The sequence below is a fragment of the Acidobacteriota bacterium genome, assembly GCA_016196035.1.
Classification (GTDB): domain Bacteria; phylum Acidobacteriota; class Blastocatellia; order RBC074; family RBC074; genus JACPYM01.
In genome coordinates this window covers 1-11,994 of the sequence record JACPYM010000048.1, presented here as the reverse complement: position 1 = coordinate 11,994, position 11,994 = coordinate 1, and the positions used below count along the sequence as shown (strand labels likewise).

General features: G+C 59.1%; 6 protein-coding genes. 5 read left to right on the top strand and 1 reads right to left on the bottom strand.

Annotated elements, in window-relative coordinates; translation table 11 throughout:
* The 5 genes from HY011_14890 to HY011_14870 all read left to right on the top strand — a co-directional run.
* On the top strand, window positions 1–157 hold a 157-nt coding region (locus HY011_14890), incomplete at its 5' end, for a hypothetical protein (protein ID MBI3424215.1).
* A 133-nt stretch (window positions 158–290) separates the two neighbouring features.
* Window positions 291–1,598 carry an exonuclease SbcCD subunit D gene (locus HY011_14885; protein MBI3424214.1) on the top strand — a complete coding sequence of 436 codons (1,308 nt, stop codon included), beginning with the start codon at window positions 291–293 and terminating at the stop codon, window positions 1,596–1,598.
* Window positions 1,599–1,697: 99 nt separating this feature from the next.
* Window positions 1,698–2,969 carry a glycosyltransferase gene (locus tag HY011_14880; GenBank protein ID MBI3424213.1) on the top strand — a complete coding sequence of 424 codons (1,272 nt, stop codon included), beginning with the start codon at window positions 1,698–1,700 and terminating at the stop codon, window positions 2,967–2,969.
* A gap of 151 nt (window positions 2,970–3,120) precedes the next feature.
* Window positions 3,121–4,947, top strand: a complete 1,827-nt coding sequence (locus HY011_14875) for a TonB-dependent receptor (GenBank protein ID MBI3424212.1) — start codon at window positions 3,121–3,123, stop codon at window positions 4,945–4,947.
* 370 nt (window positions 4,948–5,317) lie between these two features.
* Window positions 5,318–8,236, top strand: coding sequence for a PAS domain S-box protein (locus HY011_14870; protein MBI3424211.1), 2,919 nt, complete (start codon window positions 5,318–5,320; stop codon window positions 8,234–8,236).
* Window positions 8,237–8,445: 209 nt separating this feature from the next.
* Here the strand turns inward: HY011_14870 and HY011_14865 are convergent, their stop codons facing one another.
* On the bottom strand, window positions 8,446–11,844 hold the full coding sequence (locus HY011_14865; protein MBI3424210.1) for an N-6 DNA methylase: 3,399 nt from the start codon (window positions 11,842–11,844) through the stop codon (window positions 8,446–8,448).
* Between the last annotated feature and the right edge of the window lie 150 nt (window positions 11,845–11,994).

The following is an 11,994-nucleotide window of genomic DNA, read 5'->3' as shown; positions in this document are numbered from 1 at the left end:
GGCGACGGGCAATGGCGGGCCGAATCCGACTTACACGCTGGATTACTTTACCAACTACACGACAGCCCCGCTCAACAACCGCATCCTGAGCGTGACGGAGAACGGGCAGACGCAGCCGTTTTACTACGACAACGCGGGGAAACGGGCGAAGGGATGACTTATGCCTACGACGCCGCGAACCGGTTAGCCAACACGCCTACCAAAATCAGCTACACGCATTGAAAGACGCGGCCGCACTCACCTGCTATACTCCGCCTTCGCTCGCATCAATCCAGTACCGCGCAAACGTTATGACCAGATTTCTGCACATCGCCGACATACACCTGGGCATCCGCCGCTACCGTTCGGAAGAGCGCGCCAAAGATTTCTTTCGCGCCTGGGCCACGTGTTTGGAAAAATATGCGCTGCAAGAGCGTGTGGATTTCGTCTTGATCGCGGGCGACCTGTTTGACGCGCGGCGGGTGGAGCCGCAAGCGATGAATCACGCGATGATCATGCTAGTGAAGCTGCGCGACGCGGGCATTCCGGTCATCGCCATCGAAGGCAATCACGACAGCCACGAGGCGACGCAGCGCTTCAGTTGGTTGCGCAGCCTGTCGCAGTGGGGCTTTCTGAAATTGCTGGAACCGGTGCATGACGAAAGCGGTCTGCAATTAAAGCCGTGGAATGAAACCGAAGGCACGGGTTCGTTTTATGACGTCGGCGGCGTGCGGGTCTTTGGGTCGGTCTGGTATGGCTCGACGGTCGGGCAGATGTTGCCGAGTTTAGTGGATCAGATGCGCGAGCATCACGACGCCCGGCGTTTCAACATCATGATGTTGCACACCGATGTCGAGGGGCAGCTCAACCGCCCGATTCCGGCGCTGCCGGTAGCCAAGATCAATGAGTTGAAAGCGTGCGTGGATTACCTGGCGCTGGGGCATACGCACAAAACGTTCGCGATTGATGATTGGGTGTTCAACCCTGGCTCGCTCGAAGCATGCAGCGTGGACGAATTTTTCAACGAGCGCGGCGCGTATCTGGTCGAAGTCGTAGACGGCAAGCCCAAGGCGCAATTGATGCGCGATTATTACCAGCGTGAGATCAAGCGGCTGACATTTAAGGTGAATGGACAGGGCACGCCCGAAGAGTTACACGAAGCGCTGTTCGCCTATTTGCGCGCCGAATTGACGCCGCACAATGCCAACGAAACCGAGGCGCCTGCGCCCGTGGTCGAGCTTTCGTTGCAGGGGCATTTGGGGTTCAAGTCGGCGCTGCTCGAACTCAATCAGTTGCGCGATGAAATCCGCGCGGAGTTTCAGCCCCTGCTCACGCTGCTCAAAAACCAGACGGTGCCGGTCGAATACGCCGTCGCCGCTGGCTTGAGCGAACATATCTCGCGGGCCGAACGCGAACGCCGCGTGATCGAAGATTTGATCACCCGCGACAATCGCTTCCGCGACAATGCCGCCACCATCGCGAACCTGATTCTGGAAGCCAAGCGGTTGGCGCTGAGCGACGAAACGCCGGTGCGCATTACTGAATTGATCGAACAGCGCTTGCCCGATTTCGCTGTGAGCGCGCCCAGCATAGTGGAGAGCGCCTCGGCTGGCGTTTAGCAAACGTTTCGCGCAAAATGGCCCGCCTTCAAGAGGCCCCACAATGGCGGGCAGATTGCTGCGTTATTCCCTTCTCTGATCTGAAAGTGGTTTGCGGTTATGGAAGCTGTTTTTGTCGTATTGGCGGTTCTGTTGTTTGTGCAGAGTTTTCTTTCCTTCGTGAGCGCCATGCGTTTCGCCCGCTATGCGCTCGCGCCGCAAAGCAACCGCCCGCCACGCCATCAACCCAAAGCCGTCGTCATCCTGCCCTGCAAAGGCCTCGAACACGATTTCGAGACGAACATCCGTGCCTATTTGGCGCAAGAGTACCGCGATTACGAAGTCATCTTCGTCACCGAGAGTGAACACGATCCGGCCTACCCCGTGCTGAGCAAGCTGATCAAACAGAGCCGCCGCGCCGCCTGGCTGATCGCGGCGGGTGAAGCCATAGAGAGCGGGCAAAAAGTGCACAACCTGATTGCGGCGCTCGAGGCGTTGAATTCGATTGACCGGCGCGCCGAGTTGCTGGTCTTTGCCGACTCCGATGCCCGGCCCGCGCGCACCTGGCTGGCGGATTTGTGCGCGCCTCTGAATGACCGCAGCGTCGGCGCGACGACAGGCTTTCGCTGGTATGTGCCGGTGCAGGGGGGCCTGGGCGCGTGGCTGTTATCGGCCTGGAACGCCAGCATTCTCACATTGCTGGGCGAACAGTCGGGATTGGCCTGGGGCGGCGCGACGGCGCTCTGGCGCGACAGTTTTGGCAAATGGGAAATCAAACAACGCTGGCAGGGCGCCTTGAGCGACGATTACGCGCTGACCGCCGCGTTGCGCGAGGTCGGTCAGCGCATCAAATTCGTGCCCGGCTGTCTGGTCGCCACGCACGCCGATGCCAGTTGGCGCGAGTTGCTGGAATTCACCACGCGGCAAATCAAAATCACGCACGTCTATGCGCCGCGTGTCTGGGCGCTGACCTGTTGCGGCCACGTGCTGTTCAATTTCACGTTCTGGGGCGGGCTGCTGTGGCTGGCGTGGGCGGCATTGCATGGCAACTTCAATTTCTGGCTTAGCTCATTGCTGCTCTTTTCGTTTGCGCTCGGCGGGATGACGGGTTGGACGCGGGCGACGATTGCGGCGCACCTGTTGCCGGGCAATCGCGAACAGCTTTGGCCTTATCGTTGGGTGTATGCGGTGGTTGGGCCGCTGGTCTCGCTGGTTTATCTCTATAACATCACGGCCTCGGCGTTCTCGCGGCGCATTACCTGGCGGGGGATCACTTACGAGATGGTCGGGCCGCAACAGACCGTGGTGCTCAATCACCCGGTCAATCACCCTTTACATGGTGTGGCGGCCCCTGCGCCGCGCCGCCGCAAAGCGCCGATACGGTCTTCTTGACACGTTCAACGCGGATGCCGGACAATCCGCGCAACCTGATTCACGTTGGTTCGTTCTCCTGCTAACGACCAAGCAACAAAGCTTGCACGCACAGTTTTCACCTCTTTCACCTTGCATTGGTGTGGGTCAATTGCACGAAAGGCGGGCAGTTATGCGAAAGACGATCAACTTCCTTTTGATCGGTTGGGTGCTGGGAACATTTACGCTCAATCCCTCGCTGGGCATCGCAGCGAACATGGTTGAAGCCGCGCCGACGCTGGCCTTTGCCACCGGCACGGTCAAAGACGACGTGGGCAAACCACTGGCGGGCGCCCTCGTCGCCGTGCTCGAAGCACAATTTCGCGGCAAAGAAATCAAGAGCGTCAAAACCGACGCGTTGGGCCGCTTCAGCGCGGGCATTGCGCCCGGCGCCTATCGCTTGCGCGTCACGGCCGAAGGCTTCCTGCCCAAATTGCTGCCCATTCTGTTAGAGCGCCCGGTCAATCAAAACTACAACTTTGAACTCAAACGCACCGACACGCTGGTGCAAAAGCGTGGTGACAGCGACGATTACCGCTGGATTGGCCGCAGCGTGCCGCGCCACGTGCTGAATTTCGACGAAGACGTCAGCGCTGATCAACCATCCAACACCAGCAAAGTCGCCGTCGTCAGCGACAGCTTCACGGCGCCGCGTCCCGCCATGCATGGCATGGTGCAGATGCTGGCCGCCGGTTCCAGTTCACGCGCGGGCATCCCTGCGTCGAGTTTCTTTGGGACGAACTTCGCCTTGTCAGGCACGCTCGGTGGCAACCTGGAGATGGCGTTCATCGGCCAACGCGGCAGCGGCGACCTGGCACCGCAACGTTTGGCGGCCTATGCGACGATGCGCCCGACGGCCAATCATCAGGTCACGGCCAGCATCGGTTACGGACAGGTGATGCTTTCGAAACGGCTGGGACCGGACGGCGAAATGCAGGCTGCGACGACGCTGCCACTATCGGTGCCACGGCGCGCCTCGCTGGGGCCAATGATCAAGCCCCCACAAGCGCTCGATCAGGTTTCGGTTTCCGCCACGGACGAATGGCAGGTCTTTCAGCCGTTGCTGGTGATTTATGGCTTTGATTATTCGCGCTTTGTCAGTTCGGCGGCAGCACAACAAGACAGCGTGTTGCCGCGCATCGCGTTGCAATACACGCCGACGGCCCAATGGCGTATGAGCGCCGCGATGACGCCACGCACCAGCCAAAACAATTCGACCGAAAGCTTTTCCACTGAAAATCTGAACGCGCCGTTTGAAACGCAGACCAACGAAGTGGCTTTTGCCGCTGACCCGGTGCTGGATCGCAGCCGCCGCTTTGAGATGGGCGTCGAGCGTATTTTTGAAAACGGCGCGGCTTCGCTCGAAGCTTCGGCCTTTTATGACATCGTCTCCGGCCACGGCGTGGGCGTGTTGGCCTTGCCGCTCGAAGCTTCGCCCCAAACGCAGGCCGCCATACAGCAGGTCGCGCATCAGGTGGCCGCGATGAATGGCGCGGCGCGGGGTGCGCGTTTGATGTATGCCCGGCATTTCAACGAACACGTGACGGCGGCGGTGGGTTACAGCTATGGCTACGGTGCGCGGTTTAGCAACCACGACTTGCAAACGCTGACGCCCGGACGGCTCTTCAACAACGGGTTCTTCCAGGTTGCCACGGCCAAACTGGATTTGGATTTTGCGCAGAAAACCGGCACGCGGGTTTCGACGGTCGTGCGCCTCTCGCCCGCCGCAGTGGTCTTCGCAATTGATCCCTTTGCGGGCCGGATGAGCGTGTACGATCCGAACATCAACATCTATGTTACGCAGGAACTGCCTAATTTCGGCTTGCCCTTGCGTTGGGAGGCGCTGGTGGATGTGCGCAACCTGCTCAACCAATCGCTCGGCACAGATGATGGCGTCGCACAAATCGTGGCGGCACGCGCGCAACGCACGGTGCGCGGCGGCTTGGCTTTTCGCTGGTAGAAACACGGGTTTTGGCATTTATCCGAATTCTCGGAACGCAGTCCAAAAATCTGAAGAGCTGTACACCCTGACTTGGCAAAGTGCGGGCGAAGTTATTCGCAACCAGGCAAAACCGGCTGATTTGAACCGAGAGCACACGGCCAACAGGCGGGGAATGGCAGTTGCCTTTGTGAATGCAATCAGTCGAACTTTGATCGCTGGCTTCCCTTCCCAGGCTTGGCCCTCATCGGTTTGGCCCTCACAGAGTTGGTCTTCGCCACGGTGCCCTCACACGTTTGGCAGGTATTTGAGCAATACGAGCAGGTTGAAATAAGAATCGAGAACGCTAAGAGTGACTCCGCAACCAGGCACAAACAGGGTAACGACGCGCATGCTGCTGCTGCTTTTTCTCGCCGCCTTGGCGTTGATTGGCGGCGCGTTCAATTTGCGTGATCGCGTGACCCAAAAAGAAGTGCCGACAGATGGCGTCATCTGGATTGACCATGCGCAAAACGGCATTGTCGCCGAAAGCGTTGACCCAAAAGGCCCGGCCTTCGGCGCGGGTGTACGCCCGGGCGACATCCTGGCGGGCATCTGTCAGGGTATGTGCGACCCACGCACCGATGCTTTTGACGAAATTCAGCGCGCCCACCAAGTTCAAATTTACCTCGATCAAGTCAAAGACCAGATCAAAGACGGCTACCGGCTGAGCTACCTGGTCGTGCGCGAAAATTACCCGATCAAACAAGGCGTCGCTTATCTCGACCGGCTCGACCCGCGTCCGACGCATACGGGACGCGATCTTTATTTGGCCTTGATCGGCCTGATCTATCTGGGCATCGGCGCATACGTGCTGTTGCAACAAGGCCGCGCGCCCTATGTCACGCATTTCTTCCTGATCTGCCTGCTCGCCTTTATCGTCCACTTTTACAGCCCGACCGAAGAGTTGCGCACGCAATTCGACAAGGCCGTAGATTTCGCCGATGCCGTGGCGCTGCTCTTGCTCGCGCCAGCCTTCTTTCATTTCTCGGCAATCTATCCGTCGCGCTATCACCTCTTCACGCAGCGCCGCTGGCTGGCGGGATTGATTTACGCGCCCGCCGCGTTGCTGATCCTGTGCGAAATCTGGTTGCGCTTTGGCCGCTTGGGCAGGTTCGCGCAGCTTTCCCCCGGCAACATTCGCCAGTCGCTCAACACCATCGAGATATTTCTGTTCGGCATTGGCTTGCTGCTCAGTTGTGCGTTGCTGATCCGCACCTTCCGGCAAGCGCAAGCCATCGTCGTGCGGCAGCAATTGAAATGGGTCGTCTGGGGCATCGGCATCGCCTCCACGGCCTTTGCCTTGCTCTATTTGCCCGCCTGGTTGAGCCAACCGGCAGAAGTCGCCGGGCCGCTGCAATACCTGGCGATTTTCCCGCTGGTGTTTGTGCCGCTCACGCTGGGCTATTCAATCGTGCGGTATCGCTTGATGGATGTGGATGTCGTGGTGCGGCGTTCGGCGGCGTATATCATCGCCACGCTCTCGGTCGCGCTGCTGTTTGGTTCAGTGATGGCGGGCATCTATCAATTCATTAGCCCGCTGCTGCAATCCCAGGCGACGACCTTCCTGATTGCGGCGATCACGATGTCGGCGCTGGCGATGCTCTTCGCCCCCATGAAAAATTGGGTGCAGGAACGCATTGACCGGCTCTTTTACGGCGAGAAATATGACTTCCGCGTCACGTTGCAGGATTTCGGGCGCACGCTGTCTTCGACTACCGACCTTGACCCTTTGTTCGACAGCTTGATGCGGCGCTTGAAAGAAGTCTTCGCCGTCGAACGCCTCGCCATCTTTATCGAAGACAAGACGCAACCCTCCGGCTTCCGCATCGCCCGCGTCGAAGGCATCTCCGGCGAACTCGCCTTGCCCGACGATTTCGTCGAGACGTTGCGCGAACGCAGCCTGACCGATGGCATCGCCCGTGTAGACGAATTTGAGACCGAATACGAACCCGGCTCGACCAACAGCCTCGCCTTCCCTTCGCGCCGCCGCGCCCTGAGTTACTTCGTCCCCTGCGCCGCCCGTGCGCGCATCGTGGCCGTCATCGCCCTGGGACGCACGAATGATGGCGCGCTGCTCTCGTCCGAAGACATCGAATTGCTGCGCGCGATTTCCGGCTACGTCGCCGTTGCCATCGAAAACGCGCAACTACTGGAAGAACAGGCGCAACGCACCAAAGAACTCGCGCGGCTCAAAGAATTCAATGAGAACATCATCGAATCCATCAACGTCGGCGTGATGGTCATCAATCTGGCCGGACGTGTCACCAACTGGAACGGCGCGCTCGAAGAGATTTACGGCCTGAAACGCGCCGAAGCCATCGGCCAACGCATCACCGAAGTCTTCCAACCCGATGTGCTCGACACCTTGCGCGAAATGATGGCGCGCAGCGAAGGCCAGCGCGGCGAAACGATCAACATCTACAAATTCAGCACCCGCTCGGCAGACGACCGCGAACTGATCCTGAATCTTTCGATGGCTCCGCTGCAAAGCAAAACCTCCGAGATCGAAGGCACCCTCGTCGCCATCGAAGACGTCACCGAACGCGTCCAACTCGAAGTCCAGTTGCAACAGTCCGACAAGCTCTCATCCATCGGTCTGCTCGCCGCCGGCGTCGCCCACGAAGTCAATACGCCGCTCACCGGCATCTCGTCCTATTCGCAGATGCTGATGCAGCAAATGCCCGTCGGCGACCCGCGCCAGTTGCTGCTCGAAAAGATTCACCGCCAAACCTCGCGCGCCTCCGCCATCGTCAACAACCTGCTCAATTTCTCCCGCGTCAGCGACGCCCGCTTAGCGCCCGTAGATTTGAACCGCGTGCTCGACGACACCATCCAATTGCTGGAAGCCCAATTGCGCAACACCCAAATCGAAGTCGCCCGCGCTTACGACGACCAACTGCCCCCAGCGCTCGGCAACGCGGCCAAGTTGCAACAGGTGTTCATGAACCTGATCCTCAACGCCCGCGACGCCATGCCCGATGGCGGGCGTTTGGAACTCGCCACCGAAGAGCAAATTGACAGCGTGCTGGTAACCTTCCGCGACACGGGCGGCGGCATCGCCCCCGAACACCTCGCCAAAATCTACGACCCGTTTTTCACCACCAAACAGATCGGCAAAGGCACCGGCCTCGGCTTGGCCGTCAGCTACGGCATCGTGCAGGATCACGGCGGCCACATGGACGTACAAAGCAAAGTCGGCGAAGGCACCAGCTTCCAGATTACGTTGCCGCTGGCACAAGCACGTCAATTGGCAGCGGCAAGCGATTAGCCTTTACGCAGTGAAGCCCCAAAGGGGCGCAATTCAATAGCCAGGGGCAACGCCCCTGGGTGCGAGTACCGAGAAATTTTCAAGCCCTGAAAGGGCGCAATTGCGGATCAGAATTGCGCCCTTTCAGGGCTTGTCTCATTTTTTCGCCGCTACCCAGGGCGTTGCCCTGGGCTATTGAATGACGCCCTTTCAGGGCTTCGTTACGCCGCTCAGCGCCACACATACGTCGCCGTCTTGACCACTTGATAGTTCGCATCGAGCGCCGGTTCCAGCAGCAAAATCGCCGCGATGCGCCGCGCCATCTGCGTGACTTCGCGGGCTTCTTCCGGTTTCAACCTACGTCCCAGCAAGGCGCGTTCGCGGTAACTCAACCATTTCTTCATCACCTGATACCCACCGATCGTGTAGTCCCACACGCGCTCCGGCACATTGCGCCAGTACGCCACGTCGTTCAGATACACATCGCAGGTCATGTTCGTAGTCCCGCCTTCAGGCGGCGTGTTCGCGTCCTCAAGCTTGCCGCCTGAAGGCGGGACTACGAACGCTTCTTCCAGCGTCGCTTCACGCAGCACGAGTTTGCCTTTGCCGGGCATGGTGATGCCGCCTTTGCCGCCGTGGCCCCAACCGGCGGTCACGTCCAGGTCGCCGTCTTCAGGATGGAGCTTGCCGCCGCCCGCGCGGGTGATGTCGGCGATGGTGCGGAGTTCGGGCCGCAGCGGGCCAGCGGTGACGCCGGGCACGGGTGTTTCGGTGTCGAGCAGCGCGGCGATTTGGCGGCCCAACTCCGCCGAAGCGAGCAAGGCTGCGCGCGTGGCGGGCAACGGGATGCGCGGCCAGTCTTGCCGCAAGGCTCCGGCGTTTTCGGTGCGGTAGGCGAATGCGTGGAGGGTGGCGATGGTGTGATAGAAAAGCTCAGAAGGCCCGAGGCTGAGTTGCGAAAGATAGGATTTGGCTTGTTCGGTCAGATTGGCCGATGGCTCGTTTGTTCCTTCCTGATCGAAAAGCGAAACCTTCTCTCGACGGGCAGCCAAGTAGAGCGGAAACATCCCGACGTTTGATTCAACAATGTGATGATCGGCAAGCAGCGCCGTGAATTGCGGTTGGTAGAAATCTTCTTTGCGATTGCGTTGGCCTGCGCTCAGCCACAGATTGCCCGGGTAAACATTCGGGAAGTATTCGGTGCGTTTTTCATCAAGCAGCTTTGTCTCTGGTTCCCAATACAGCCAACGCACATCGAAAGGCCGGTAACAGTAACGGACAATGTTCTGAGGTAAGCAGCCGCGTTTGCGCAAGGTGTCGCGAACAGCTTCAGCTTTGAAGCGCGCGCTATTTTCCATCACACCCGGTGCAATGCGGCGCATCTCTTCGTGGCTGACAGAGTGATCAAAATACGTTTCCATCCGCTGCACCAGCCGTTCACGGTCAATGTCTACGACCACATCATCACGGCTTGTCTTTACACCGGGAAACGACGTCGGAAACAAATTGGGCAACAACGCCCATTCCGCATAGCCTTTTGCTGTTTGCAATGGCACAAACGGCAAGCCCAATTCCACCATCGGCGCGACACTTTGATAATGCAAAATACCATCCGGCTCGGCACTTTCCAGCAACCCTTGCCGTTTGTGCTTGCCCCACAGATGCCGGAACTGCAACGCCTCAGATTCCTTGTGCTGCGTCTTCCGCACCAGCAAGCCAATCGCCGTTCCAACCTGAATGCCTTCCCGATTCCATTCTGTCGAAAACACGCTCGGATCGGGTGCGCCTTCCGGCGTCAGCTTGCCGGTCTTGTACTTGTCACCGTTCAGGCAATCAATCCAGATGCGGTCAAACGATTCCAGATACTTCTCGCGCATCCCCGTGAACGACAGCCCGTCCAGCCACGAATAATTCGAGATGAAACAGACCACGCCTTCCTGACTCAATTCGACGATGCGCCGTTCGGCCATGCGAAAGAAGCGCACGTAAAGATCATTCAAGCCCTGGCCTTCCGGCGCGGGCGCGCGTTTCATCGTGCGGTAAGCGTCGGTCAAGGCGCGTTCTTCGGTCACGGCCAAACCCGCATAACCGTTGTATGGCGGATTGCCCAGCACGACCAGAATCGGTTTCTCGCGTTTGATCGTCTCGGCGGCGTCGCGTTCCTCTTCCATCTCGGCAAACAGCAACTGCTTCTTCGGCCCCTTGGGCGGCTCCCAACCCGTCAGCGCGTTGGTCAGATAAACCTGCGCGCGTTCGTGCGCTTTGTCGGCCAGCGGCGCGTCCAGCGTTTGCAGCAACAAGCCCAATTGCAGATGCGCCACCACGAACGGCGCGGGCAAAATCTCGAAGCCGAAGACACGCTCGGTCGCCGCCTTCTTCAAATCATTGGCCGTCAGCGCATCGCTGCCGCGTTCCTGCAAGGTTTGGTGAATGCGTTTGAGCACTTCGACCAGATATGCGCCCGTGCCGCAACACGGGTCGAGCACATAAACGCGCTCATCGGCCAAGCCATCGGCGATGCCGAGTTCGGTGCGCAACACCGTGTCAACGCGCGCGACCATGTACTGGACGATTTCCGCAGGCGTGTACCAAACGCCCAACTCCTTGCGCAATTGCGGGTCGAAGGCTTCGAGAAACGGCTCGTAGAAATACTGCACCGCTTCGCCCTCATTGAAGCTGGCGAAGAAGGCCGCGCGGTTGACGCGATTGAGCGCCGCCGCCGCCCAATCCAGCGTTTCCGAAAGCTGCAACTCATCCATCTGCCCTGGCTCCGAAATCAGATGGAAGAGCTTACGCAAGATCGGCACGCGCAAATAACGCGCGGACGAATACCAATCGAACTCTTTCCGCTTCGGGTTCTGTTTGTGCCAGAGCACCCACGCCGAAAAGACGCCGTAAAACAACGTCTGCACCAGCGTCGAGCGAAAGAACCGCTCGCCCTTTTCACCCTCGAAGCGCACGCCCAGCGCCTCTTCCAACGCATCGCGGATAACTTTGAGCGCGCCCAAGCCCGCGCCTTCGATGCGCGCTTTGGCGTCGCGCGCATACGAAGCCAGAAACCACGCGACATCGGCGGGTTTGTCGAGCGGCGCGTTATGCAACATCACGCGCTTCAGGTATTCGATGAAGCGTTCGCCTTTGGCCTGGCTGATGGTTTCGCTGGGCGCTTGCCAAAATGCGTTTTCGCTTTCGGTGAGGTGGAACGATTCAAGCGTGATAGCTTGACCGGCGGCATCGCGTCCGAGCAGCCGGAAGTCGCGGTAATTCGTCACCAGCACCTGACCGTATTGTTTGAGGTATTTAGCGACCTGTTCGGTCTCGGCAATCTTGGCGACATTGGCGCTGGTGCCTTTGACTTCAAGCACGCCGCGTTCGGGCGGCAGGTTGAGCAACTGCGCGTCGTCTTTGACCTTTTGTAACTGGCGCGCGGTGAACAAGCCCAGATCTGGAATGCCCGCGCCCTTGCTTTTCGGCGTCAACACACAGCGCACGTGCGGTTGCAACGCTTTGTCCTGGCCGATGGCGTTCAACAGATTGAGCAACGCCGGATAGAACGAGGTTTCTTTGGTCGCCGCACCAGACGCGCGAATCGTGCGCAATTCTTGCAGATAGGTTTCAAGCAGTGTCATCGCCATGCCGAGGGCCAAAAGGGTGAAAACATTTCGGCTCATGTGTAGTCAGTTTGCATCGCCAGGGGTAAGCTTAGGGAATGATTGACTTTCCCCTTAACGATCTCCTAGATGCCGAAGCCTGCACGTTGTGGTTGGCGCAGCAGCTTC

Bases quoted from the DNA above. Each gene is read 5' to 3' on its own strand.
- HY011_14870 (MBI3424211.1), top strand. From the start codon at position 5,318: ATGCTGCTGCTGCTTTTTCTCGCCGCCTTGGCGTTGATTGGCGGCGCG.
- HY011_14880 (MBI3424213.1), top strand. From the start codon at position 1,698: ATGGAAGCTGTTTTTGTCGTATTGGCGGTTCTGTTGTTTGTGCAGAGT.
- HY011_14885 (MBI3424214.1), top strand. From the start codon at position 291: ATGACCAGATTTCTGCACATCGCCGACATACACCTGGGCATCCGCCGC.
- HY011_14875 (MBI3424212.1), top strand. From the start codon at position 3,121: ATGCGAAAGACGATCAACTTCCTTTTGATCGGTTGGGTGCTGGGAACA.
- HY011_14865 (MBI3424210.1), bottom strand. From the start codon at position 11,844: ATGACACTGCTTGAAACCTATCTGCAAGAATTGCGCACGATTCGCGCG.